Source organism: Echinicola rosea (assembly GCF_005281475.1).
In the GTDB taxonomy this organism is placed as follows: Bacteria; Bacteroidota; Bacteroidia; order Cytophagales; family Cyclobacteriaceae; genus Echinicola; species Echinicola rosea.
This window is the reverse complement of sequence record NZ_CP040106.1, coordinates 3588077-3613401: the sequence shown is the minus strand read 5'-3', so window position 1 is coordinate 3613401 and position 25325 is coordinate 3588077. Positions and strand designations below refer to the sequence as shown.

Annotated in this window: 23 protein-coding genes; 4 read left to right on the top strand and 19 right to left on the bottom strand. The window is 39.4% G+C overall.

Annotation, left to right across the window (positions count from 1 at the left end):
- Positions 1 to 2 precede the first annotated feature (2 nt).
- Positions 3 to 686, top strand: a complete 684-nt coding sequence (locus FDP09_RS14400; RefSeq protein ID WP_137403338.1) for a LytR/AlgR family response regulator transcription factor — start codon at positions 3 to 5, stop codon at positions 684 to 686.
- 109 nt (positions 687 to 795) lie between these two features.
- On the top strand, positions 796 to 1227 hold the full coding sequence (locus FDP09_RS14395; protein ID WP_137403337.1) for a hypothetical protein: 432 nt from the start codon (positions 796 to 798) through the stop codon (positions 1225 to 1227).
- 36 nt (positions 1228 to 1263) lie between these two features.
- On the opposite strand, the gene FDP09_RS14390 is transcribed toward FDP09_RS14395, so the two are convergent.
- Together FDP09_RS14390 and cfa are read right to left on the bottom strand one after the other, a co-directional pair.
- Positions 1264 to 1467 (bottom strand): YwbE family protein, encoded by a 204-nt coding sequence (locus tag FDP09_RS14390; RefSeq protein ID WP_137403336.1) that lies wholly within the window; start codon positions 1465 to 1467, stop codon positions 1264 to 1266.
- Between the two features lie 707 nt (positions 1468 to 2174).
- Positions 2175 to 3314: a cyclopropane fatty acyl phospholipid synthase gene (gene cfa / locus FDP09_RS14385; protein ID WP_137403335.1), complete on the bottom strand. Its 1140-nt coding sequence runs from the start codon at positions 3312 to 3314 to the stop codon at positions 2175 to 2177.
- A 522-nt stretch (positions 3315 to 3836) separates the two neighbouring features.
- Here cfa and FDP09_RS14380 point away from each other — a divergent pair.
- The gene (locus FDP09_RS14380; protein ID WP_137403334.1) at positions 3837 to 5375 is read left to right on the top strand and encodes a SulP family inorganic anion transporter; all 1539 of its coding nucleotides are present in this window, start codon (positions 3837 to 3839) and stop codon (positions 5373 to 5375) included.
- A gap of 115 nt (positions 5376 to 5490) precedes the next feature.
- Complete coding sequence (map, locus tag FDP09_RS14375) at positions 5491 to 6255, top strand: type I methionyl aminopeptidase (RefSeq protein ID WP_137403333.1); 765 nt, start codon at positions 5491 to 5493, stop codon at positions 6253 to 6255.
- Positions 6256 to 6295: 40 nt separating this feature from the next.
- On the opposite strand, the gene FDP09_RS14370 is transcribed toward map, so the two are convergent.
- The 17 genes from FDP09_RS14370 to FDP09_RS14290 form a co-directional block, all read right to left on the bottom strand.
- Positions 6296 to 7444 (bottom strand): glycosyltransferase family 4 protein, encoded by a 1149-nt coding sequence (locus FDP09_RS14370; protein WP_137403332.1) that lies wholly within the window; start codon positions 7442 to 7444, stop codon positions 6296 to 6298.
- 93 nt (positions 7445 to 7537) lie between these two features.
- Positions 7538 to 8689, bottom strand: coding sequence for a YjbH domain-containing protein (locus tag FDP09_RS14365; protein WP_137403331.1), 1152 nt, complete (start codon positions 8687 to 8689; stop codon positions 7538 to 7540).
- Entirely contained in the window at positions 8673 to 9488 is an 816-nt protein-coding gene (locus tag FDP09_RS14360; protein ID WP_229683385.1) for a YjbH domain-containing protein, read from the bottom strand. The genes FDP09_RS14365 and FDP09_RS14360 overlap by 17 nt, the downstream gene beginning before the upstream one ends.
- A gap of 30 nt (positions 9489 to 9518) precedes the next feature.
- A complete protein-coding gene (locus FDP09_RS14355; RefSeq protein ID WP_137403330.1) occupies positions 9519 to 10199 on the bottom strand; it encodes an outer membrane beta-barrel protein in 681 nt (226 codons plus the stop codon).
- A gap of 325 nt (positions 10200 to 10524) precedes the next feature.
- Positions 10525 to 11607 (bottom strand): hypothetical protein, encoded by a 1083-nt coding sequence (locus FDP09_RS14350; RefSeq protein ID WP_137403329.1) that lies wholly within the window; start codon positions 11605 to 11607, stop codon positions 10525 to 10527.
- A 455-nt stretch (positions 11608 to 12062) separates the two neighbouring features.
- Positions 12063 to 12818: a glycosyltransferase family 2 protein gene (locus tag FDP09_RS14345; RefSeq protein WP_137403328.1), complete on the bottom strand. Its 756-nt coding sequence runs from the start codon at positions 12816 to 12818 to the stop codon at positions 12063 to 12065.
- Between the two features lie 183 nt (positions 12819 to 13001).
- Complete coding sequence (locus FDP09_RS14340) at positions 13002 to 13730, bottom strand: YdcF family protein (RefSeq protein ID WP_187328677.1); 729 nt, start codon at positions 13728 to 13730, stop codon at positions 13002 to 13004.
- Positions 13731 to 13783: 53 nt separating this feature from the next.
- The gene (locus FDP09_RS14335; protein WP_137403326.1) at positions 13784 to 14710 is read right to left on the bottom strand and encodes a glycosyltransferase family 2 protein; all 927 of its coding nucleotides are present in this window, start codon (positions 14708 to 14710) and stop codon (positions 13784 to 13786) included.
- Positions 14707 to 15279, bottom strand: a complete 573-nt coding sequence (locus FDP09_RS14330; RefSeq protein WP_137403325.1) for an LbetaH domain-containing protein — start codon at positions 15277 to 15279, stop codon at positions 14707 to 14709. Before FDP09_RS14330 ends, FDP09_RS14335 begins: the two co-directional genes overlap by 4 nt.
- Positions 15251 to 16414: a polysaccharide pyruvyl transferase family protein gene (locus FDP09_RS14325; protein WP_137403324.1), complete on the bottom strand. Its 1164-nt coding sequence runs from the start codon at positions 16412 to 16414 to the stop codon at positions 15251 to 15253. The genes FDP09_RS14330 and FDP09_RS14325 overlap by 29 nt, the downstream gene beginning before the upstream one ends.
- Positions 16411 to 17793 carry a Coenzyme F420 hydrogenase/dehydrogenase, beta subunit C-terminal domain gene (locus FDP09_RS14320; protein ID WP_137403323.1) on the bottom strand — a complete coding sequence of 461 codons (1383 nt, stop codon included), beginning with the start codon at positions 17791 to 17793 and terminating at the stop codon, positions 16411 to 16413. The genes FDP09_RS14325 and FDP09_RS14320 overlap by 4 nt, the downstream gene beginning before the upstream one ends.
- Before the next feature lie 184 nt (positions 17794 to 17977).
- Positions 17978 to 19108 carry a glycosyltransferase gene (locus tag FDP09_RS14315; RefSeq protein WP_137403322.1) on the bottom strand — a complete coding sequence of 377 codons (1131 nt, stop codon included), beginning with the start codon at positions 19106 to 19108 and terminating at the stop codon, positions 17978 to 17980.
- Positions 19101 to 20435 carry a hypothetical protein gene (locus FDP09_RS14310; protein WP_137403321.1) on the bottom strand — a complete coding sequence of 445 codons (1335 nt, stop codon included), beginning with the start codon at positions 20433 to 20435 and terminating at the stop codon, positions 19101 to 19103. Before FDP09_RS14310 ends, FDP09_RS14315 begins: the two co-directional genes overlap by 8 nt.
- The gene (locus FDP09_RS24255; protein ID WP_137403320.1) at positions 20435 to 20980 is read right to left on the bottom strand and encodes an acyltransferase; all 546 of its coding nucleotides are present in this window, start codon (positions 20978 to 20980) and stop codon (positions 20435 to 20437) included. The genes FDP09_RS14310 and FDP09_RS24255 overlap by 1 nt, the downstream gene beginning before the upstream one ends.
- Positions 20952 to 22256 carry an oligosaccharide flippase family protein gene (locus FDP09_RS14300; RefSeq protein WP_137403319.1) on the bottom strand — a complete coding sequence of 435 codons (1305 nt, stop codon included), beginning with the start codon at positions 22254 to 22256 and terminating at the stop codon, positions 20952 to 20954. The genes FDP09_RS24255 and FDP09_RS14300 overlap by 29 nt, the downstream gene beginning before the upstream one ends.
- A 38-nt stretch (positions 22257 to 22294) precedes the next feature.
- On the bottom strand, positions 22295 to 23455 hold the full coding sequence (gene gmd, locus FDP09_RS14295) for a GDP-mannose 4,6-dehydratase (protein ID WP_137403318.1): 1161 nt from the start codon (positions 23453 to 23455) through the stop codon (positions 22295 to 22297).
- Positions 23456 to 23700: 245 nt separating this feature from the next.
- On the bottom strand, positions 23701 to 24657 hold the full coding sequence (locus tag FDP09_RS14290; RefSeq protein WP_137403317.1) for a GDP-L-fucose synthase family protein: 957 nt from the start codon (positions 24655 to 24657) through the stop codon (positions 23701 to 23703).
- Positions 24658 to 25325 lie beyond the last annotated feature (668 nt).

Below are 25325 nucleotides of genomic sequence, written 5' to 3'. Positions count from 1 at the left end.
CCATGCTGAACGCTATCGCCATCGATGACGAACCTATGGCCTTGGAAGTAATCAAAAGCCATACTTCCAAGGTCCCCTTTGTGACCCTGTTGGACACTTTTACCAATGCCTTTAAGGCCTTGGACTATTTGCAGGATCATGCTGTGGACCTGATCTTTTTGGACATTAAAATGCCGGATATTTCCGGGATGGAATTTGCAGAGCTCCCTCAGCATAATCCCATGATTATTTTTACCACTGCCTATTCAGAACATGCCGTTAAGAGCTTTGAGCTGGACGCAGTCGATTACCTGCTGAAGCCCTTTTCCCTTCCCCGCTTCATCAAGGCCTGTACCAAAGCAAACGAGCTCTGGATGCTAAAAAACCAACACACTTCCGAAAACACTTCTATATTCCTCAAAACAGGCTATGAGCAAGTCAAGGTAAAGCTGGAAGATATTCTTTTCCTGGAAGCATCAGGAAATTATGTCACTTTCCAAACACCCGAAAATAAGATTTTGACAAGAATGACCTTTTCAGATGCTGAAAAGTTATTGCCAAGCTACTTTTGCCGCATCCATCGTTCGTTCATTGCCAATAAGTCAAAAATTGATAAAATAGAAAGACACCAAGTCACCATTGGAAAACATACCGTTCCTATTGGAAGCAGTTATGCCGATAATATTCAAGTAGATAATATACAGTAGGCTGATTTACATCTGCACATCTCGCCTGTCCACTCAACACAAAGTGATCAAAATCCGTTAAAATCTCCTAAGTTTTGCGTTAATTTGAGTATCAAAAATTAGAGACAACATGCAAACAGGAATTCAACACCTTCACTCCGGAATGGCCTACTTGGTTTTGGCCGGTTTGATAGCGGTTTTTATTTATGCACTCGTTGGTGCCTTGGGAAACAGGAATTTTACAGACAAAGACCGTAAATTTGGCCTTATCGGCTTGATTCCACTCCACATCCAGTTATTGGTAGGCATCATCATTTATTTCATCAGTCCATTGGGCTTTAGCAATATGACCAGTGGAAATGCCATGGCGGATTCAGTCAGTCGATTATACGCCCTTGAGCATCCTCTTATGAATATTATTGCGGTCATCCTCGTAACCGTAGGTTATAGCCGTGCCAAGAAGCTGACTCAAGACAGGGCTAGATTCAGAAGCCTGTATATGTTCTATGGAATTGCATTGCTTTTGATTCTTTCAAGGATCCCTTGGAGTGCTTGGATGTAAGCATTGAACAAAAAAAGGAGCTTTAAGGCTCCTTTTTTAGTCTTCCTCGATAATATTTTTCACTCTACCCACTTCGCCAGTATCGAGTTGCACCTTGATTCCATGGGGATGTTGTGGCGATTTGGTCAAAATTCTTTTCACCAAGCCCTCCGTTAATTCTCCAGTTCGCTGGTGATGTTTCTGGACGACCTCTACCAAGTCTCCAATTTGAATATCCTTTCTATTTTTCCCGTCAGGCATAAGTAGCTTGTTTATTAAAACACTTTATATTTAGCTAGGTGAATTCACTCACCCATACAAACTTACCAAAACCTGCTTAAAAACAATCAGAAATACCGGGCACTTAAAGGGCAAACGCATTTAAAAAAAATCCCTATTTACCTCAGTTCGATTATAAAACCGTCACTGCGAGGCTTAGAGGGAGGCCTGAGCGGGTGGAAGCCGTGGAAGTCTCGGCATTTCGGGATTGCCACATCCTCCTTAAAAGGGTTCGTATGACGCTTTTTATACTAAAATTAAGTCGAGCTCAGGTTATTTGCATTTATATCTGCCGTTCCTACGGAACTTACACTTTTGTGTGTAATCATTTTTGGTTGTCACCAGCACCTTCTTTATGACCTTCTGCCAAAGATGGATTAGGCAGGATGCTCAATTGCTAACACAAAGTCGGAGTTTAACCTCAACCAAACCGACTAATCATTCTTTCAGCCATCCCACCATTCGGTAAGATAGGCTGTTGCGGTTTCCTATGTATAAATCGAGGCAAAGTGCCAGCGGCACGATAAAATTTGTAACCTGCGCGGATTCATCTGCAGGAGCTTAAGCGCTCCTCAACCTCCCGAAGGAGTGTCAGCGGCACGGATGATAGCTAGGCCTAAACGAAAATTGTTCCCCTTCAAAACACTTAACGCGTTTGCCCTACGGGCACTTGGTAAACAAGTTTAAAATTATACCGAATGGCTTTGATTGACAGCGCGAACTGCTTTATAATCTCCTTTAAAGGTATCTTTCACCATGACCACCTGCCAAAGTTGGTTTTTACGAGCGCGGAAAGATCCGGCACAGCAGGTAAGATAGTATTCCCACATCCGGTAAAAAGTGTGGCCGTATTCCTTTTTCAAGCCACCCCATGCCATACGAAAACGCTCCAACCAAGCCATCAACGTATAATCGTAATGCAATCCGAAATTATGCCAGTCTTCTAACAAAAGATAGCCTTCCATGGCACTGGTCAATTGAGCAGCTGAAGGTATCAGACTATTGGGAAAGATGTATTTATCGATCCAGGGATCCGTATATTGGTACGAGGCATTGTTGCCAATGGTATGCACCAAGGAAATCCCATCATCCTTCAGGTTTTGGTAAACGGTTTTCATGTACTCACGGTGGTTTTTGGCCCCTACGTGCTCCATCATTCCAATAGACAAAATACGGTCAAACGGCTCCTTCACATCCCGGTAATCCTGCAACCTGATTTCCACTGGGAGTCCTTCACATCGCTGCTTGGCCAGTTTGGCTTGTTCTTTTGAAAGGGTAATGCCTACTACTTCTACATGGTAATTTTTTGCCGCATAAGCGGCAAAACCACCCCAACCGCACCCAATATCCAAAACCCTCAGGCCAGGTGTTAATTTGAGCTTTTGACAGATCAGCTCCAATTTATGTTCTTGCGCCTCGTCCAAGTTATCAGCCGCCTCCCAATAGCCACAACTGTACATCATGTACTGATCCAACATCTTTTCGTAGAGGTCATTCCCTACATTATAATGTTGTACAATGATGTCCTTAGAATGGTGCTTGGTTTGAAGGTTAAAAAGCCTCGCTTTGGCCCCTTGCCAGAGGACTTTTAGGTTTCCCTTTACCTTCTGATCGAGGTTCGCCCGTAAAATCCGGTGAAAAAATTCATCAAGCCGCTCACAATCCCACCAGCCTTCCAAATAAGCCTCTCCAAGGCCGAGCGACCCCTCTCTCATCACCCGCTTGTAAAAATGATCATGGTGTACCTGGGGGTCATGGGGAGCTGACCCGTTCAGCTGAATACCTGCAAATTCCAACAACTCAGTTATGGTCTTTTTATAGGAGTCCATTAGTGTGTCATTTAGGTTGCTACATTCAAAAAACTGTTGTCATTCCAATCATGGGATAACGTTACCTTAATTTATTAAAATGAAATGAAATATTAAACACCTACAATTAGTAATATTTACAACTTCACTATCCCTATATCCTCAATTAGCTTACGAAACGTCAAATAGATCGAAATCCATTGACTTAACAATTAATAAACCACCTAAAATTTGAATCATTCATAACAAAACACTAATTTTGTTTCAAAATAAACAATCACGAAAGTTCTTAGTCACACTAAGGCATTTTCAAGCAATCTATAACACAAGCTAACGTTGGTCAAAATCAAGAATATTATTTGGTTTCTTGGCAAAAACGTTACCTTTGCAGACCAGATGGAAAACAACATTATCATAAAGACCACCCCTACTCCGCCCTGAGGAGATTTTTTTGATATCCTTATTACCATGACGGCTGAAAAATTCAGCTGTGCAGTTTCCTTGTACAATCACATTTCATACTATCTATAAATAGCAAAAGACATGACACAAATGTTCTTTAACCTATTTCGTCCTAAGCAATCCAGCTTAAAGGATGAAGTATTATCTGGCTTTACCGTAGCCTTGGCCTTGGTGCCCGAAGCAGTAGCCTTTTCTTTTATTGCACAGGTTTCCCCATTGGTAGGGCTATATTCGGCCTTTTTCATTGGTCTGATCACTGCTATACTAGGAGGACGGCCCGGAATGATCTCAGGGGCTACCGGTGCTATAGCCGTAGTGGTAGTCGCTTTGGTCGTGACCCACGGTGTAGAATACCTCTTCGCGGCCGTGGTCTTGATGGGAATAATCCAAGTACTCGTCGGGGTATTAAAACTAGGCAAACTGATCCGGCTGGTGCCCCATCCCGTAATGTACGGCTTTGTCAATGGACTTGCAGTGATCATTTTCACTTCACAATTCGAACAGTTTAAGATAGAAACAAGCCCTGGGGTAAAAGAGTGGATCTCAGGTCCTCCGTTATGGATCATGCTGGCCCTTGTGGTCTTGACCATGGTCATCATTAAGTTTTTACCGAAGCTCACCAAAGTAATCCCTTCAGCATTGGCCGCTATCCTGGTGATCTCAGGCATTGTGATTTTTGGAAACATCGATACCAGAACGGTCGGCGATATGGCGTCTATCTCAGGTGGCCTTCCGGAATTTCATTTACCGATGGTACCATTAAACTGGGAGACAATTATGATCATTCTACCATACTCGGCCATCATGGCCGGTGTGGGATTGATTGAGAGCCTTCTGACCCTAACGCTGGTAGATGAGATTACTGAAACAAGGGGAAATGGAAACAAAGAATGCATCGCCCAAGGAGTGGCCAATGTCACTACGGGCTTCTTTGGCGGCATGGGAGGATGTGCCATGATCGGGCAAAGCCTTATCAACGTCAACGCAGGTGGTCGGAACAGGATTTCCGGCATCGTAGCTGCATGTGGTTTACTGACCTTTATCCTATTCTTTTCTTCTTACATCGAAATGATCCCAATGGCTGCTTTGGTGGGGTTGATGTTCATGGTAGCCATAGGGACCTTTGAGTGGGCCTCCTTAAAAATCTTCAAAAAAGTACCCACTTCTGACGTCTTGGTAATGATTGTGGTGATGTTGGTAACGGTATTTTTGCACAACCTGGCATTGGCGGTATTGGTAGGTGTAATTATCGCTGCATTGGTTTTTGCCTGGGAAAACTCCAAAATGATCCGTGCCAGGAAGCGGGTAGATGAAAATGGTGTGAAGCACTATGAAATCTATGGCCCACTCTTCTTTGCGTCAGCACAGGCTTTTGGAGAAAAATTCGATCCTGTAAATGACCCTGAAGAAATTATCATTGATTTTGCTGAAAGCAGAATCGTTGACCATTCCGGCATAGATGCTGTGCACAAAGTGACCGAAAGGTACGATAAAGCCGGAAAAACGGTCTATATCCGACACCTCAGCACCAGTTCCAAAACCTTATTGGAAAAAGCGGAAAAAATCATAAACGTCAATTATGCCGATAATGATCCAAGCTATAAAATAGTAATGGATTAAGTAGGCATCAAAGTTGATCATTTACAGAAGAGGTTGCATCCAAAATCAATGGTGCAACCTCTTTTTTTGTTATTTTTGTTTTGAATTACGTTAGCTATCAAAAAAAAAGGAAACCATGTCCATCACCCAAGAAGCTGAATTACAAGGAATGCAACGCGCCAGTGAAGCCGTAGGAACAACGCTAAAATCAATGCGCCAATATGCCCAACCGGGAATGACTACAAAAGAGCTTGACGAATATGGCGGTGCTATCCTAAAGGAATTCGGTGCAAAGTCAGCTCCTTATGAAACGTATGGCTTCCCAGGATTCACCTGCATCAGCATAAACAAGGAAGCAGCCCATGGGGTACCTTCCACTACCAAGGTGCTAAAAGAAGGGGATTTGATCAATATAGATGTATCTGCAGAACTGGGCGGTTTTTGGTCGGATAATGGGGGATCATTTGTCCTGGGCCGAGACATTTATCATCACCAACCTCTCGTCGATGCTTCCAAGGAGATTCTTAAAAAGGCCATTTCCAATATCAAAGGTGGGGTAAAAATAGCCGATATCGGCTTTTTGATAGAGCGTGAAGCCAAAAAGAGAGGCTATAAGGTGATCAAAAACCTTGCAGGTCATGGCGTGGGAAAAAGTCTCCATGAAAAGCCAGATGACATTCTAAATTTTGGGGTAAAAAGCAACAAGGAACGCTTTAAGAAAAACTCAACTGTAGCGGTAGAAACATTCATTTCCACCAATTCAAACTACGCCGACACCCTCAGTGATGGTTGGACACTGGTAGGAGACAAAGGCGGTTTTGTCACACAGCATGAACATACTATTCTGATAACAGACGGTCATCCGCAGATCCTTACCAAATCAAACGGAATCTGGGACTGACCAATTATATTTCTTTCACTTTACACGGATAGAAAGTCCGTTAGCTTTCCAGCACTGGTTCGTCCTCCCAGGTGGACTTAGATTTTATCGTGGCAGTTGGCTTGATGGGATATCGCTGTGAAATGGGGGGAGATTTTCTGACTTTGGCACGCATCCTTTTCAGTGTTACCACATTGATCAAACTGCCAAAGGCGATGGTCAAGCCCACCACAAAGGGAAACATCAAATGCTCATTTAACCCACTGCACATGATGACCATGCCCAAAAAGAGCAATTTAATAGCCCCTAGGAACATGGCCACTTGATCATGACCATGTCCCATTCTCATTAGAAAATGATGGACATGCGACTTATCCGGTGTAAAGGGTGATTTTCCCCTCCTTATCCTTCTTAAAAACACCCTTAACGTATCGTAGCTACAAATCACCATAAGAGAAAGCCCAGCGGTAATGGGCGCATGAAACTTATACACTGCAGAAGGATGCATTTCCCCATTTTCACGAATAAAGAGTAGTGCAAAAACCGCGATAAAACACCCTATGGGCAACGAACCCGTATCTCCCATAAAAACCTTTGCTGGATGCCAATTATAAATCAAAAAAGCCATCAAACTTCCCAGCATGCCCAAACAGATAATCCCTTCAACAGCATACCCTGCATACATAAACCAGACGCCCAAAAAACCACAGGATATAGCCCCCAATGTCCCCGCTAAACCATCAAGACCATCAATTAAGTTATAAGCATTGGTTAGTCCTACTAGCATAAATATGGACAACGCATAACTAACGGAAATGGGTAATGCATAAATCCCCAAAAATCCATAAAAACTCTCTATTCGAATATCCCCCAATACCACCACCAGAAAGAAAGCAAACAACTGTCCAATTAACTTATGACTGGCCCTCATATCTTTTCTGTCATCCCAAAAACCGATCATTGTCAGAACCAGGACGGCACAAAAAACATAAGTGTATTGGGAATAATCACTAGCAGACAGGCTTCCTAGTATTCCCGCAAAGAAAGCGATCATAATGCCTATCCCTCCCATGGAGGGTACTGAGCGTTTGTGGATCTTTCGTCCACCGGGCAAATCCAGAATATTTTTCTTCTTGATCCATAAAATAACCATGGGGATTACCATCAATCCAACTGTAAAAGATAAAATTAGGGTCAAAACTACTTGCATGTGAAGAGCGTTTAAAAACTACTGTACAACTGTATATAATTGATTTATAAAAACTTACTACCTACTCCCAAAACCATTTCTAAAAGCAGCCTATCAGTACCCCCTGATAAACCTACCATTATACTGCCTTGATATATCGGTTAATTTGGGTGTACCTGTTCTAAAACCTTGAACGATGGAATTCTCATTGTGATAATTGTATTCCCACCTGAATTCTTCTGTCGTCCTTAACTCTAGCTTCTTTCCGCGTAATATCTTTCCTGGGTACAATGGGAATGCAAACTGAAAACCAATGGTATTTCCGGCTTTTGAAAGCGCCCCAAAAACCCCTATATCTACATTTCCAAATTGTTTGATCATGTCCAGCCTTGCACCTCTATCTTTATACAAAAATTGCCCTCCGCTTAGTTTTAGGCTTACGTCCTCTATAGGAGTACGGTATTCCACATCTCCGATGAGCATCCAATCATTTGGATTTTCCATATAAAACTGGCTGGATTGTAGGTAATAAAACCCCGTGTAAGCGACTTCTACCCCCACACTCCACCGACTTTCCAAGGGGGCATATCTATACTGAAAATCTGCTCCATAGCGGTTGGAAAAAAATGTTCCTGCACTCGCCATAAAATAGTGGTCAGCCATAAAGTGTCTAAAATATGTCAACTGGCTTGGAGCCAGCTTTGGCAGCATGTCCTGATTGTCCAGTGAATTTTGGATGGGAAAAAGTACCCCCGTCTGAACACTCAAGCCAGGCAAAAGATAAATTCGGGTATCGATGATGATATTGGTCTTGGCCTGGACCGGCCGTTCGTAATATCCAAAACGGGCTGACACTTCAGGCATAATCCTAAAATGAAAACGGTAGCCACCCATTTTGGTGTTGTTCTTTTTAAAGTAACCCCATTGTTCAACGTCTAATTGTCGAAAGGAACCTTGATTCCCAGCATAAGCTCCCATCGGTTGGTTATGATATGAAGGTATCAGAATCAGTGGTTTGTCCGATCCTGTGTCCTCTATTATTCGTTTCGCAAAAGCCATGCTTTGCTTGGGATTTCGAAAATTCCGATGTTCAAAAAACACCTCCAAACTATCTTCAACCTCCCTGATATGTATTTGCTCAAACCCATATCGGTACAAGGCCTCTTCCAATGTACCCGGATCCATCACACCTTGAGCTCGTAAAATTGTCCCTCCTGCTAAAAACACCAACAGCAGCGTTAAAAAAACATCAGTGATTCTTCTCATAAGCCCTAAGCTCTTTAGGTTTGAAATCCAGCCCAAACTGCAATGCGACATTGAAGGCCCAGGACTTCCCCTCAAAGGTGTAAGCACTAAAGGTCAGCCAATCTTTTACATCTATAAAGGCACCGGCGTTTATGGTGCTGGTATTGTACTCTACCATGACGCCTCCCCATTCCACGGGTTTTACTTCCATTCCTCCAAAAAAACCAACTAGGTAGCGTGAATTATAGAATTTCTCCTTTAGTGCAATCACCCAAGTGGAAGAGTCCTCTCCCCTATTTTTCTTTATGACATAAGGTGATCCATACCCAACACTAAACTGAAAATCCAAAATTCCCGCCTCAATATTCTTGGTAGCCACCAAGTAATCCTGGGACATAAATGGCGCCGCAGATCCCGGAGGTGTTATCCCTAGCACCAGCGAAGGGCGGTATTTTTTTTCTCGTAACAGGTGAAATCGAAAATCCACTTGCCTATCTCCTATACCAATCTGATCAGGGAGCAAAGGCCTGTACGTAACCGTAAAGTTGATCTCCATGAAACGGGTAATCCCCGCCCTTACATTATAAAAATTCAGCGTATTCAAATCAACCGGTGTATTAGCACCAGGATTGATGTCCTTGGAATGGTTTCTGGGAACATACCCGAAGGACAGCCCTAAGCGCCTATCCTCATCCCATGCTGCTGAAGGAGTGGTCATATATCCTGGCTTTCCTATAAAGTTGATTTGGGCTACGGCCTGTTGATAGCCCAATATCAGCACCAAAAACAAACCTAGCAGATGTGTTATAGCCTGTTTCAAAAATATCTCGTCGGAATGAAACAATTGGTTTTAATATTCATCATCAAAGTGGATATGTAGCGAAAAACCTGCTTCCGGGCCTTTTATATCCACCTGATAGACTTCTTCTGTATTCACCCCTTGCTGCTGGTATTTTCCACCATTATAGCGAAGGTCAAATCCCACGGAAATGTAATAAGTAAGAAAGTATTCCATGCCTAATTTGGCGTAATAGCCATACCTTATCGCGGTTTGGGATTGCCCATAGGTGGTTCCCTCTCCATTTCCATAAGTCATTTTGACATCGTTATGAATCAGGTATTGGTTGGCCCCAATCCCTCCAAAAACACGGACATTCCCATAATCAATGTCGTCTTTGACATACATTAAGCCAAGGGATATCGGAATGATTGTCTGCCTGTTTTTTCCAGAAAGTGTCCTCCCATCAGAAAACAGGGTTTCTCCAGAATAATTTCCTCTCCAAAAACCAACCCTACCGTCAAGCGCAAATTTATCAGTAAGGGTCAATTCTCCACTTACACTTGGCATAACAGCACCTTTAGAAAAACCTCCTTCGCCCGGATAATTGGGCAGGAAGCCTCTTTCATCCATTCCACTATAATTTCTATGCCAATAGGTCAAGCCAATTCCCAAATTATTAAACTCTATTTGGGCATATAAGGGGCTTGTCATGCCCCATAACAAGGCAATTAAAAGCGTGGTTTTTCTCATTGATCTAAGACGACAATCGTCATTGCCCTTCTCGTGTAGAAGGAATTACCGTAAATATTTTTTTATTCAAGGGACTATGAACATTCCCCCTTGAGAATCAAACTTAAAATGCAAAAAGAACTAAAACTATCACTACATGGATTGCTCCTTGTAATCAAAAGGATAGGATGTACATGATTCAAAAATTGGTTTTGTTGTGGACATGATATTTGATAAATCCGATAAAAAATTACCGAAGGAGAGCAGAGAGCAATCTCCCCGCACCTCCATCGGCAATACAGCTTTATCCATATCAAAACATCTTATCCACTAGCGGGATGGTGAATTAATTTCCTGCTCCTTGATCATGACAAGCTGCCAAAGCATCTTTCAATACTTCATTGGCCTTATCTACACACTTATCGTACTCAATCAAAATTTCTTCAATGCACTTATCACGCGCTTCCAATGCGGCCAGTTTTTCCTCCGTAAACTTATATTTCAACAACAGCTTACCTTCGTTGTACCAAGCGTCAACTTGTTGCCTTGCATATACACCGTAAATGATGGTAAAGTATTTTAAAACAGCACCAAGCTCTGGACTGAAACTGGAGACCTGATCTGCCACGCCATATAAAGCCAGAACGGTGATTTTTACGGTAGCCAATTTTTCATGGTACTTTTCATCCAACATATCAGATCTGGACTCAAATCTATCCTCAGCCTCATCCAGACGTCTTTCATAATTCTTCTGGGCCTTCTCCATGGCTTTGTCCCGCTGCTTTTTTAGTTTTTCTATTTTCTTGTCATAAGCCTTTAGAGCAGCAGCCGTACAAGGACCATACACATTGTTAGTTCGCTGGGTCGCTTCTTCTGGGACAGTCACCCGAAGCTGACCTTCCTCAGGGAATGCTATTTCAGTATTCATCGCCTCATAATCATCAGTGTAATTGATTTTTGGCAATAAACCTAACAGTTCGGGAGAGACATTTTCCAACGCACTAAGAACTTCACTATAATCATTGGAAAGCTCGTTTGCTGGATCAAAAATCGCATCGATATCCGATTCACTTAAATTTTCGGCTTTTGACTTAAAGTTTGCAGACAAACCATTTGAGAATTCCAGGATATCTTCAAGGTTGCTTTTGGTCTCTGCATCAATATCACTCTCTCCATTGACATTACCCAATTCGTCGATAACAGCAGATGTACCTGGAGAGGTCACCACATCACCGATTTCTGGCTCTACCACTTCAGGCTCTGGATCGGCTACATCGGGAACATCAGGAACCGCTTCAAATTCCTCTTCTTGGAACTGATAAGGATCCGTGGATTCCATTTCTTTGGTTCCACAATTCGTCATGAACAATAGAACAAACAGGAAACAAAGCCCCGTTAGTCCAAGTCTTTGATTTTGCTTCATTTTCATTGTATTAATGGTTTTGATGTTAGAAAAAGGATTATTACTGTCTATATAATTGATCTTGAAGTTTTATTTTAAGTAAGACCTTTTGACTTTTTATTGAATTGATCCGACCGTATAGATACACATACAAAAACATGTCAATGGTTTACGGTAAACACCTATTGAACCTCATTTTAAAATTCATTGCTGATATATAACTATTTCAATAACTACATATTCAGCGAAATCACCTGCAAAAATTCAACTTAATGAATTACGAATGTCAAAACTTTCCTAAAATTAATATTATTATATAGGTTCAACAATATTTAATTGGTATTTAATTAATAAAATATTGAAAATTAAATCAATAAAAGTATTTCATATATGAGAAGTGAGTTTTCCGTAATCATTGCAACCATTCTTTTATCCAATCTGAATAACTCAACATAACATTGTATTTTATTCAATTTATCACATCACCACATGGTCGGAACAAACTCAAAAACTTTATTAAAATAACGGGAATACAAATGGAAATAATTGGTGTATAGCCCATGATCTCTACATGCTTTCAAGTTTTCCCGATTGATGGTCCAATTATTCTTTAGGTATTGGGTACTTACCCCACCCGTACGCATCTTGATCAGATCTACAGGCATATAAGCGTAGGTCAGCCCATATTTGTACAAATAGCGTAATAGCAATTCAAAATCTGCAGCAATCCGATAGTCAGTCCTGTAATACCCCAGTTCATCAAAGTATTTCTTATAGGTAAAAAATGTCGGATGGGCAGGCATTAAGCCCTTTTTAAACAACCCATGATGAAAACGCTTAGAGGAATAATACCTAACCGTTTTTTCCAAATTTTCTGGTGAAACAAATCGGACATCAGCATAAACACAATCCTTACCAGTACGCTCAAAACAATCTACGACCCTGGAAATTGCATCATCTCGATGATAAAAATCATCTGAATTAATAATCCCAACCACATCTCCTGTGGCAGCACGAATCCCTTTATTCATGGCATCATAAAGACCATTATCAGGTTCTGAAATCCAATAGTCTATACAATTGGCATTCCGTTGGATAATCTCCAAGGTACCGTCCGTGGAGCCTCCATCAACAACGATATATTCAATATCATCGTACAACTGGCGACATATGCTGTCAATGGTATCTTGCAAGGTGTCTGCTGAATTATAGCAGGCAGTAACTAAAGAAACTTTCATGGTGTTGTGGTAAAAATGGAAGATGAAATAGTAGTACTCAGATTGCCCCACCTGTCGAATAGGAAGGTAAAATGAGATGGTCGATCGCTTGAAAATCCAGTATGACTGGCCACTTTGAAGGATTAGCCTGCTCTATTTAAACAAACCGTCATCCTTCATGACTGCCTCCATACCAAAACCAGCTTAGATTTCCCCTTTTAAGTAATAGTAAAGCGTTCCAAGCCATTCTTTAAACAAGTATTCCCAAGTAATTAGACTTTGAAGATTGGGAATAAAAGCATGGATGATGGGCTTTGGAGTCCTACTTTCAAGTGGATCCGTGGCAAAGGTCTCCACCTGGAAACCTTGCTTTTCAAAACATTTTCTGGCCCTGTAGAGATGAAAAGCAGAACTCACCAGAACAATGTCCATAGGCCAATCATGCCGCGTGAAAATTTCACGGCAATAACGGGCATTTTGTGCAGTATTAGTTGATGTTGATTCCGCCACAATAGGATTTGGAATCATGTCTTGATTGGTCAAAAATGATTTAATAAAACTAGCCTCCGGCAGCACATCTCGTTTATAGAAAGCACCGCCACTTATAAGGAGCATGTTCTGCTCAGAATGTTGAAGCAACTCCAGTGCTCCGATCAATCGGTCACCACCTTTGAGAAATATAGGCCTGTCCATACCCGGCCATGATTCTGCCATTCCACCCAATAAGACCACTGGCCGCTGACCTAACTCCACTTCCCTGGCTGTCCGAATCTCATGTTCCCAAATCTCCGACACCTGCTTGGACATAAACGGGTTGGAAAAAAAGACCAAAATGGCCAAAGCAGCCCAACAAAACCTGTTTTTAATTTGGCGATTGCGAAAGCCTAAACCAGCCAACAACAACACCATCGCCCATAGCAAAGGATTCAACAAGGCAATAATTAATTTATCGAGCAAAAAAAACATTGAAAAGTGGGAAAAGCGCTTTAAGCCTCCACCAAGCTTTTTTCTGGAGTCAAATTAATCTGATAGTGCTTATCTATATAATCGATGATCAATTTTGGATCATTGCCACACGATTTCTTAATTTCATAAATTCGGGAATCTACCAATGTCCGGTACCACCAGCCTTGGAGAAAATGCCACAGAAACCCTTCCTTTCCTTCCAAAAAACCTCCTTTTAAAAAGTACCGATAGATAAAATAGGCAAATGAACGCCAAAAAAGCGGTTGCTTGGAATATTGTTCTTTTCTGCTCCTTTTAGCGGTGGCCTGACTGTTCAAACTTCCACTAACCTGAGCTCTACCGATCAAGTCCAATTCTATATCCAGTATTTCTATGGCCTCCCTTGTAGCATAATTATTATGCTTGGATGTCCACCAAGCTATATTATGTAAATTGTGATCCACAAAATCATGCTCAAAATTCACCAGATTCCCCTCCAGTAACTGGATATGCTCATCCATCCACCGTTGCTCACAAACAGCCTTTCCCCTCCTGAACAACCGCAATAAGGTGACGGGATAAGTTCCTCTCTTCACCCATTTTCCCATAAAAATGTGTCGTCTCTTAAAAGAGACGCCGGTGATATCATCGGATAGATAGGGAAGTTTTGTGGTGATTTCATCTTGGAGCTCATCCGTAAGGTATTCGTCCGCATCCAATCTCAAGATCCATTCAGTCCTTATCGGCAAATGCTCAAGGGCCCAATTGAACTGGGCTGCTTGGTTGCCCGGCCAACGATGCTGATAAACCTCACCTCCCATCGCTTCCGCAATTTTTACCGTATCGTCTGTCGAAAAACTATCCACCACATATACCTGGGATGCCACAGAAAAGGCCCGCTCAAGACACCGTTTGATGTGCTTGGATTCATTATAGGTCAGGATAACAACACTTACTTCGGAATTCATAGCAAAATTTCCTCCACTGTTTTTTCACCTTCTAATACTCTATCTTTGAGAAACTTGGCGGGGTTACCTCCCACAATGGTCCAAGGTTTTACATCCTTAAAGACAGCTGATCTGGCTCCCACGATCCCTCCTTCACCCACCACTACTCCAGGACCTACAAAGGCATCTGCCGCCACCCAAGCCCTATCCTCTATTCGTATCGGCTTAGTCACCAATGGATTGCTCGGCAAGGTATAGTCATGAGTAGCACTGCATAAGTGCGTCCTTTGGGAAACAGTGACCTTCGACCCTATGCTGATCTTACCAGGATTATAGATCATGGCACCAAAGCCTATGGCGACCAAGTTCCCCATTTCCAAATTCCAAGGAGCCCAGACTTTTATTGTCGCATTGACCTTACAACCTTTACCTATTTTACTGCCAAAGACCCTTAACAAAAATATCCTAAAACCATTAAAGACAGGTAGGTTTAGTGGTCGGAAGAAAAACATCCAGGTAAAACTCCAAAGTAGCCTTCCCAGTTTGTTCCGAAAACTCAGGTTATTTTGATACTTCTGATAATTGCTCATTTGTCAAAGCACTATTCAAATAATTAACTGAACGTTGTATTTTTTTTTCAAGTTTTTCGTTTACGCTTACATAATCAATTTCACGGACTGGATCAGGAAAAGGATCACCTACATATAGAACCCGCTCTTCCAACCCCAAAAACGCCAGCAGATTCAGCTGTCTACTGTTATTGGTTTTCTCTCTTTTAAGAACGGAATAAAAAGGCACTTTGAAATTCAAGGAAAAACAAACACCGTGAAACGAAGTGGTAAGGACAAATGAGGCATTCAAAAAGAGCCCCAAAAACTCTTCCGGCCCACCATCAATCACGTTAATAATCGATTTGTCTGCATCTTCCCTAGAAGCGTTTTTGCATAATCGCACGATTGCCAACCGGCGCTCCTTAGCGATTTTATAGGCCAACGAAGTGATGTACTCGGCATCCGTAAGTGCATAGATCAACACGTACTGCTTACCGATTTCTGGAGAAACGGCGATTTGGCTCCAATCCGTTCTATCGAGTAGAAAGGTAGGATCCAGTACCCAGTCCACTTCCTTTTTGGCCATTTCCCGTATCAGCTGTGTTCCGGCTTCTTCCCTTACGGCCAGGTCATCAAATCCATCGATAAACTGCCGGTAGGTTTCATGATATCCTGTAGGAATGGAATCCACTCCAAAACTGGAAGCGTAACTGATCTTTCGGGTTTCTTTGGGCGCAAAAGTCAAGAAATAAGGTTCAATATTGGATCCTGAATTGGGGTTCCATACCTGATCACTGCCCACCACAAACACATCATAGTCAAAGCCCTCGAAGGAATAAAGCTCATCCATACTCCTAAATTCCCTGGAGAGGCGGTTGTGCCTGTCATGGAATCTGGAGAATTTTTGGTCCCGAGCCACTTTGGCCTTCCAGTAGGGAATGGCTTTGATATCGGCAACTATCGGATACAGCCTTTCCTTTAGCTTTTGTTGGAAGCTTAATTGGACAAATGGACGGGACTTAGAAGTCCTCTTATGACGGGGATGCTTGTAGAAAAGATAATTGATGATTTCGACATCATGCCCCCATGATCTGATCTTTGCCAATAAAGCATACGCCTGGAGTTCAGCCCCATAGTTATTGACGTTCAAAATGGTGATTATTCCTACTTTCATCCTTTATTTATAAGTTTCATTATCCTTATAGAGGCGTAAGTCGTCAGTGATCTAAATAAGGTACTGGTCAACTCTATTTTTCTCAACGTCTTTAGTTTTTTTCCCACCTTATCTGTATAAATGCTATAATTATCTTTTTGCATAGCTTCATAAAAAGTCTCACGAGCTATATCACTAATTTCCATTCTCTTTTTATAGATAACTTTTCGTATCCCTGGAACCTTATATTGATTTGCACTTACTCTTTTGGTAGGAGCCCACTGATTAGACTTTTCTTTCAACGCAAGTCTATATGACAGCCCTTCTCTTCGCTGTCTAAAACCACCCGATTGAGATTTATAGGCCTCATCTGCTGACAATTCATGTAACTCCAACCTACTGTTCTCTGCTGCATGAAACAAAACATTCCTAAGTATTTCATTCCGAACAATCATAAGATTGGTCCCATTGTCATCAGATTCAAAACGGGGCAACCAAGCATCTCCAATAGTCATATCAGCTGTTTCACCAACAACATCATCACAAAAATTGCATGCTGGGAGCATCATAGCTCCTTGATTAAACTTACCCCCGACTACATTTGCAGCATCCTTTTGAATATACTTGTCCTTATTTTTAAATGCTCTAAAAACATACTTTCTAGCAGGAATGCCATCTCCTTTAGTCCTATATTGAAAAGTCTCTAATTCATTGGGATGAATTCCTGCTGCCCAGCCTAGTGATTTTGTCCAGTTTACACTCTTGAAGTGTCCACAGACCAGCGAAATGGTGAATGGTATTCTTTCTTTTAAAGATTGGTCTTCTCGCTGTAGTCTTCTTATGGATTTAACGAGACAAGGAACACCGATAAATAAATATCTCCCAGGGCTCTTCTTCACTTCCCTTAAAACAGAAGATATTTCAACGACATGATATTTTGTTTTTGCACCCTCAAGGGCCTCCGTTTTATTTCTACTAATAGAATACCCGTAATAAGGATCATTTGTGGAGCTTCTAGGTTGCGCTTTTACATGAATTATTCCATCTATTAGTCCCTGCGATAATAACTCAACACCAATCCAAGTCCCCATTCCCCCGGAAGTTCCATTACTTCTAAAACTACCTTCCTTTACATATCCAGCAAATAAAGAATTATAATAACCCAGGCCATTATGATAATGGTCCTTGGCATCCAAAAATTCTTCTCCTAATTTATCTTCATTAAGTTCAGGAGAGAGAAATGGACAAACGCTTGCTGATTTTTCACTTTTCAAGTATTCCTCTGATAATGTGGGTTTATACTCACCATATTTATCCAACTTCATACTCCCCCCACCATGGTATGCACAAGCTCCACATCCCACGCAGTAGTTTCCATCTAAAACATTCTTTATATTCATTTTAGTGCTAATCAAAAGTTATATAACTATGCTTTTTTAATATTTTTAAATAAAAATTGACTCCCTCATAGTACAACTGAGTCAGCGGCCGACCAAAGCTATACTGAACCAAGAAGGTTTTTCAGCTCAATAGATAGAAGTCTTACTTCCAATTTCTAAAAGAAAGGTGTAATCAAATGATAACTCAACGGTATAGACAACTTGGCTTTTCTCCCTTATTTAAAATCCATGAATATACTTCAATCATTTGTGAAGCAGTTTTTTCGATACTATAATGTTCCTGAATTAGTTTTCTGCCTTTTTGCCCCATTTCACACAATTGTCTATTGTCCATTAAAAGTGCATTCTTAAGGCAATTAACAATAGGCTTTACTCCTACATCTATCCACCAGCCGGCTCCATGTTTTTCTAATTCTTCCCAAGGTGCCCCTTTAGTAGTTACCACAGGTACTCCACATGCCAAGGCTTCAGCAACAACAATCCCAAAATTCTCCGAATATGTCGGAAGGATAAATAAATCTGCTCGGTGATAGCTCTTGATCTTTTCCTCACCAAACTGTGGCCCAATGATTTTAATTTCGTCCTGTAATTTTTTCTGAACAATTAGGTTTTTCAACTCACTAATATAAGTTTCTTCTCCATTTCCAGCGATTTCCACCTTCCATTCATACCTTACTTCTAATGGTAATTGCTCCCAAGCTTGGATCAATAACTCAATTCCCTTCTTAGGGTGAATACGAGATAAAAATAAAAGTGTCCTTCTTTCCTTTTTAACCGACCAGTCTTTTTTTGGAAATTCAGCTACATCAATTCCATTAGGGATCACGGCAATTGGATTAGTGAAACCCAATTTTCTAATATTTTCTGCTTCCATTTTGGCTGTAGCATGGATACAAGCAGCATTTGCAAGGTCACTTCTCTGATATAACGCCATAGCTATCTTCTTCTTCCATATACCATTACTATAAGCCCAAGGCTCTAACATGCCTCTTGGTGAAATCACATAGGAAATTTGATTTTTATTTGCTAAAGATGCCATAAAATGGATTGGAGATTGCCATAATCCATGACCGTGAAAAAGAAATTGTCCAGCATTTTCATTTATCAGTGACTTTAATTTTGATTTAATATTATTTGAAAAAACAACCCTTTGGTCTTCTTCAGTTAAATAAAGGTTTTCTGAAGGTTTTGTTACAATTTTAACATCCAAACCTCTTAAGGTTTGAGCTAATAAAAGATCAGAAACACTCTTTGAAGGGCCACCCGAACTTAAGTCAATAGAAGTAACTATATGAAAAAACTTAAACTCAACCATAATAAAACTTTTCTTTTCTTACCTTCAAAATCATAAAGTAAATCGCTATTGCTACTAAAAAATTAATTAACATATAAACGAAATTATTAATTCTCAAACTACTGAAGTTAAAATTGAACAACATATGTAAATAGAAAAATAAAACTATTGGGTTAAAAAAATTCGAATAAGAAATATTATAGGATATTTTATATACTATTCCAAGTAGCAATGAAGCGATTACTAAACCAAGAGTTAATCCATTCGCATAACCAAAACCAAAATTCTCAATAGGCAAACCTACGACGTGCATTACATTTCTGGGTGTTGGAGGCTTATAATAGTGCCCATATCTAGCCAAATTATATATATACACTCCTTCATCTATTGGTGGTCTTGTATAATTCGGTTTTGTTAAATCTAAATTCTTTGGAATTGTAAGCAAAGTTGAAAATTCCCAATTATTATTTGCATTAAAATAGTTTGCTGTAAAAATATCGATGTAGGTATATGATAAATAACCAACAAATCCATTCAAGTCTACTTCATCCATCAGATTTACCTCTCCATTCATTAATTTACTAACTCCATTAGGCTGTCTTGCAGTTGGAATAATAAAAACATAAAAAAAAAGCATCGTGACAAGTGGTATAACAAATCTCATTTTTACTGATGAAAGAGAAATAGGCTTTACAAAATAATGATACGCTACTATGCACATTAATACCAAAAACACAGCATTTTTCCTGCCCCCGAGGCTAGAATAAAGTATAATGGAAATTATCAATAGGATTAAAAAAACAATAACATCCTTCTTTCTCGTGTTTGAATACTTCACGATATAAATACGAAAAAGAATACTAATATCCATCAATTTAAGTAGGATAAGTGAATAACCTCCACTTAATATTTCAGTACGATTACTTAATGAATGAATTAATACGCTCAAACCTCCGATTTTCGAAATAAAAGCCATATAACCTAACAATCCAAATCCAAAAAGGACTATCGATGTTAAACGGACAGCTGAAATATCATTAAAATGCAAAACCCTAAAATACTTAACTCCTGAAGGGACTAAGTTAATCCCTACTATTAGCGCGATAAATGCTACTGACTGAAGAAGTATATATTTCAACAAGCTATCCTCCAAGGTCATCCCAAGACTGGCCAATATATAATCCGGAAAAGATGAAGGATCAAAATATATAACTATAAGGTAGAGAACATTTCTTACAAAATATAAAAGAGAAATAAACTTTACCGGAGAAAAAAGATCCTTGTTTTTCGCTTTAAAAAAAACAAATAAGTATAAAAAAGAAAACCATATAATAGAAAAGAGTAGCATTATATAGTCTTGATTAGTCTGGCAGGGTTTCCTCCTACAATAGTCTTTTCTTCCACATTTTTCGTCACAATCGCACCAGCTGCAACTACTGCTCCCGATCCAATATAACTAACATTTTCTGTTATCAAAGCGTTAGAACCTATCCATACATTTTTTCCAATATAAAGTTCTTTCTTCACAGGTTTGTTATAAGGATTAATACCATGAGAATGAGAGTATATCACTGCATTTCTTGAAACAACCGTCTTATCACCAATATCTACATTTCCAGAAAAATCAATTAAGCAATTTTCATTAATACTGACACCATCTCCAATTTTTAATAGAGAATCTGAAAATTCAGAATATATTCTTACACCCTTTCCAAAGATGCAATTTTTCCCGCAAACTATATTGTTTGGAAACATCATTCTAACATTATAATCTATTCTTATACCTTTTTGATGATTAATCATAATCGACCAAAATAATGTGGATATCCTTCTTTTAATTAGCCTGACTATCTTCAAACCTAATTTACTGATACTCCAAAGAATTCTTTTCATATTTAACCTTAATAACTTGAGAGCAGAGTACAAATAATAATAGACCTATTAATTGAGCCCACACCATTAAAAATGCTCCACTATATATCTGATTAAAAAATTCATGGAACCAATAAAACAGCCCAATTATTATAAAATCCCTAACTAATGATATTTTAAATATTATCCAGTTTTTTCCTAATGACAAGAAGTATTGAGAATACAAATTCGCTAAACTACTCAAAACCGTAATTAAAATCGAATACAATAATAATTCCTTAAGACCATTAAAACTTTCCCCGTAAATAATTGAAAGTTCATTTCGAAAAAGAACAACTAAAATCACAGGTATAATCGTTACTAAAAAATTAAACAATAATAACTTATTAAATAACTTTTTATCATTACCACCAGACAAATAACTCAAAAAAACATTTTGTAAAATACCAGGAATATATAAAATCATAATATTAATTTGCATCGCTGCTGAATATAAACCTAAATCACCAAAGGAAAACCATAATACTATCAATAAATTTCTTCCCCATATGGATATAGCATAAACACCTTCACGCATAGCAACAGGCAACGCACTACTTAAAAATTTAATTAATATTTTTTTTTCATTTAAATTCTTAATAAATAAAATCGAAGCCCTAATTCTATATCCGCTCTTAATCCTATAGCAATAAAATAAAAATACTTGAGACAACAGTAAAGCAAAAAGTGCTCCCAATAATCCAAACAAATAAGTGAAAATTAATGAAGTAAAAAATATAACGCCACCATATAAAGTATTTATACGTGCTATTTCTTTAAATTTTCTTTCTCCGGACAAAATACCTTGCTGAGTTGTTGTTAAAGAATTCAGGATTAAAAGCAGCGGAAACAGGTATAATAACTGCTTCCCTTTGAAGTCTTCAAAAAGAGATGAAAGTATCATTTCGGAAAAAATATAGAAGACAATGGCAAGAAAAACACTAAAATATATAGAAATCCTTATTGCTGTCTTCTGATATATCAAACTAATTTTATATTGTTTTTCGCTAATTAATTTTGATATCTTTGATATAACCACATAACCAACTCCAAAAGTAGAGAACATTGAAAATGAAATAAGGGTATTTCTTACCAAACCATATTGCCCAAAAATATCTTTCCCCAAAAGATTTGCTATTATAACTCCAGCTATAAAGGCAAGTCCCTTACCTAAAATGTTTCCAAAAATTGCCCAAAATGAATCTTTGAGTAACCTATTCTTTTCAATACGAGATTTGAGCAATGTTATGTTAAACATTAATTTATAGTTAAAGTAAATTAACTTAGTTGATCTGCCTACTCCGCCTGCGTCAACACTTTATGCCCACCTTCTTTCAGGTAAAGGTCCCTAAGGAATAGCGCCACATCTGCTTCCATCATATCATTTACCAAATCATTCAGCTCATATTGGGGCGTCCAGCCTAGTTTCCTGAATGCCTTCGTCGCATCTCCTATCAGCAAATCCACTTCCGTAGGTCTGAAATAACGTGGATCCACGCACACGACCACTTCCCCAATACTGGACAATAGTCCAGATGGAACTACATTACCGGTGACGTTAGCATATTTTCCCTGATCGATATCATCAAGAATCCCCACTTCTTCTACCCCTTCACCCTCGAATCGAAGTTCGAAACCGACATAGTCAAATGACATGCGCACAAATTCCCTGACAGTGGTGGTCACTCCAGTAGCAATCACCCAATCCTCTGCTTGCTCCGCTTGCAATATCATCCACATCATCCGCACATAATCCTTGGCATGTCCCCAATCCCGCTTCGAATCCAGGTTTCCCAAATATAGCTTGTCCTGCAATCCAAGTGCTATCTTGGCTGCCGCCCTGGTGATTTTTCTGGTCACGAATGTTTCTCCCCTTAACGGCGACTCGTGGTTAAACAAAATTCCATTGGAAGCAAATATATTGTACGCTTCACGATAGTTTACGGTAATCCAATATGCATACATCTTGGCTACTGCGTAAGGCGAACGCGGATAGAAAGGAGTATCCTCTTTCTGGGGAACAGCCTGAACAAGGCCAAACAACTCAGAGGTGGATGCCTGGTAAATTTTGGTCTTCCTTTCAAGGCCTAAAAACCGGATAGCCTCCAAAATCCTCAGTGTCCCGATCCCATCGGCATTGGCCGTATATTCGGGCGTATCGAAGGAAACCTTCACATGAGACATGGCGGCAAGGTTATAAATCTCATCTGGTTGCGTCTCCTGAATGATCCTGGTAAGGTTCATGGAATCGGTCATATCGCCAAAATGCAGGACCAGCTGAGGATCAGACGCATGTGGATCTTCATATAAATGATCGATACGGTCCGTATTAAATAAAGAGGACCTTCGCTTGATTCCATGAACTTTATATCCCTTGCTTAAAAGCAATTCTGCCAAATAGGCTCCGTCTTGACCGGTAATCCCAGTAATCAGCGCTACTTTCTGGTTTGTATTCATAGTCGTATTGTGGTTATGGTGATTTTAATATCTATATAAAAGGTGTTTTTATCGCACCCATGAAAAATTCGATTATTACCTTAATTGGATTTTGCCTTATCAAAGAAATGGTGGATGAATCTGACCTGGAGACATCAAAAAACAAGCATGTAAATAATTAATTATCATTAACTTATTTTAGATCCCCAACCTCATTAAAACACAAAGGTATCCTCAGTAAAAACAGTCTATGGGGAACAATTCCATCAAGAAATTCTGACCTCCTTCAGCTGATCAATATGATCTTTAAACCACTCATAGGTCTCGGCAATACCATCTTCCAGATCAATGGATGCTTTCCATCCTTCATCCTTTATTTTTGATACGTCCAAAAGTTTCCTCGGTGTGCCATCGGGTTTTTGTACATCCCAAACAAGGTCTCCTTTATGCCCGACAATTTTTTGGATAGTTATGGCCAAATCCTTAATCGTCAAATCCTTTCCGGTACCAACATTATAAAGGCTTTCCTGAAAGTTTCCTTCCATAGCAAACTGGACAGCAGCTGCGAGGTCATCTACATGAAGAAACTCCCTCATGGGCTTACCACTGCCCCAAAGCTTAACTGGCAAATGTCCATTTAGCTTAGCTTCGTGAAATTTTCGGATCATAGCTGGTAGAACATGTGATGTTTTTAGATCAAAATTATCATATGGCCCATATAGGTTAGTTGGCATCAATGCCAGGTAATCTTTTTGGTACTGCTTTTTAATCGCCTCACAGGATTTTACCCCCGCAATCTTCGCAATCGCATACCATTCATTGGTTGATTCCAAAGCGCTTGTCAATAGATATTCCTCCTTTAGGGGCTGTTTAGCTAATTTCGGATAGATGCAGGAAGAGCCTAAAAAGATAAACTTTGAGACATCATGTTTAAAAGCAGCATCTATCAAGTTATTTTGAATTTGGAGGTTTTCCATCAAAAACTGGTAGGGATAATCATTATTGGCCAAAATCCCACCAACCCGAGCCGCTGCGTCCAAAACTATAGCAGGTCTCACTTGCTCAAAAAAATCCATTACGTCGGCTTGGTTTCTCAGGTCCAGTTCACTGCTGCTCATACCTATCAGCTGCTGATATCCTTCCTTTTCCAGCCTTCTCCAAATAGCCGCACCCACCATTCCCCTATGGCCAGCGATATATACTTTGGTATCCTTTAAACCCATTTTAAATCCTCCTTTATGAATAATGAAAGGGAGCGCCTCTCAATAGTTAAGTTAATCAAAAGTAAATTTCCAACTAAAAAACAATGTTTATTTGATAATTCTATACTATAAATTAAAAACTGATTTTACTCAATTTACACCGTTAGAAAACATTTTTTTTATAAATATTATAGGTTTTTTATAATTAAAATATTAAAAACAACTATTTAATACAGCTTCGCCACGTAAGCCCCATTTTTTTTATCAAACATTTTCAAAAAATAGATGTTATGATTAAGTAATGGGCTTACCAAAAGCAACATTCCTATTCCTGACCGGGCATTACCAAATCTGGAAATCTAATTCCGTTGCTTAAATGGAATCAACAGTACAAATATGCCATTTTTTATTCTTTAAAACGTATTTCAAACCAAAATAAACGTCTTTAAAATAAAAAATACTCGAAATGAGTATTTTTTATTTTTTACTATTGACTTCCTTTTTTCTAAACAAATAACCCATAAAGGAAAAATATGAACAGTATAAAATAAGCATCAAACAACGAGTTTATTTATTTATTATAATTTTACATTCATATTATTCAATAAAATGAGGCACTAAATTTTATTTGTTATTACCATATTTTATTATAATTTTTACATTTTAATAAAATTCAGAAAATGTAATAC

Coding starts and splice junctions, on each gene's coding strand:
- FDP09_RS14400 (WP_137403338.1), top strand. CDS start 3: ATGCTGAACGCTATCGCCATCGATGACGAACCTATGGCCTTGGAAGTA.
- FDP09_RS14395 (WP_137403337.1), top strand. CDS start 796: ATGCAAACAGGAATTCAACACCTTCACTCCGGAATGGCCTACTTGGTT.
- FDP09_RS14390 (WP_137403336.1), bottom strand. CDS start 1,467: ATGCCTGACGGGAAAAATAGAAAGGATATTCAAATTGGAGACTTGGTA.
- cfa (WP_137403335.1), bottom strand. CDS start 3,314: ATGGACTCCTATAAAAAGACCATAACTGAGTTGTTGGAATTTGCAGGT.
- FDP09_RS14380 (WP_137403334.1), top strand. CDS start 3,837: ATGACACAAATGTTCTTTAACCTATTTCGTCCTAAGCAATCCAGCTTA.
- map (WP_137403333.1), top strand. CDS start 5,491: ATGTCCATCACCCAAGAAGCTGAATTACAAGGAATGCAACGCGCCAGT.
- FDP09_RS14370 (WP_137403332.1), bottom strand. CDS start 7,444: ATGCAAGTAGTTTTGACCCTAATTTTATCTTTTACAGTTGGATTGATG.
- FDP09_RS14365 (WP_137403331.1), bottom strand. CDS start 8,689: ATGAGAAGAATCACTGATGTTTTTTTAACGCTGCTGTTGGTGTTTTTA.
- FDP09_RS14355 (WP_137403330.1), bottom strand. CDS start 10,199: ATGAGAAAAACCACGCTTTTAATTGCCTTGTTATGGGGCATGACAAGC.
- FDP09_RS14350 (WP_137403329.1), bottom strand. CDS start 11,607: ATGAAAATGAAGCAAAATCAAAGACTTGGACTAACGGGGCTTTGTTTC.
- FDP09_RS14345 (WP_137403328.1), bottom strand. CDS start 12,818: ATGAAAGTTTCTTTAGTTACTGCCTGCTATAATTCAGCAGACACCTTG.
- FDP09_RS14335 (WP_137403326.1), bottom strand. CDS start 14,710: ATGAATTCCGAAGTAAGTGTTGTTATCCTGACCTATAATGAATCCAAG.
- FDP09_RS14330 (WP_137403325.1), bottom strand. CDS start 15,279: ATGAGCAATTATCAGAAGTATCAAAATAACCTGAGTTTTCGGAACAAA.
- FDP09_RS14325 (WP_137403324.1), bottom strand. CDS start 16,414: ATGAAAGTAGGAATAATCACCATTTTGAACGTCAATAACTATGGGGCT.
- FDP09_RS14320 (WP_137403323.1), bottom strand. CDS start 17,793: ATGAATATAAAGAATGTTTTAGATGGAAACTACTGCGTGGGATGTGGA.
- FDP09_RS14315 (WP_137403322.1), bottom strand. CDS start 19,108: ATGGTTGAGTTTAAGTTTTTTCATATAGTTACTTCTATTGACTTAAGT.
- FDP09_RS14310 (WP_137403321.1), bottom strand. CDS start 20,435: ATGCTACTCTTTTCTATTATATGGTTTTCTTTTTTATACTTATTTGTT.
- FDP09_RS24255 (WP_137403320.1), bottom strand. CDS start 20,980: ATGAAAAGAATTCTTTGGAGTATCAGTAAATTAGGTTTGAAGATAGTC.
- FDP09_RS14300 (WP_137403319.1), bottom strand. CDS start 22,256: ATGTTTAACATAACATTGCTCAAATCTCGTATTGAAAAGAATAGGTTA.
- gmd (WP_137403318.1), bottom strand. CDS start 23,455: ATGAATACAAACCAGAAAGTAGCGCTGATTACTGGGATTACCGGTCAA.
- FDP09_RS14290 (WP_137403317.1), bottom strand. CDS start 24,657: ATGGGTTTAAAGGATACCAAAGTATATATCGCTGGCCATAGGGGAATG.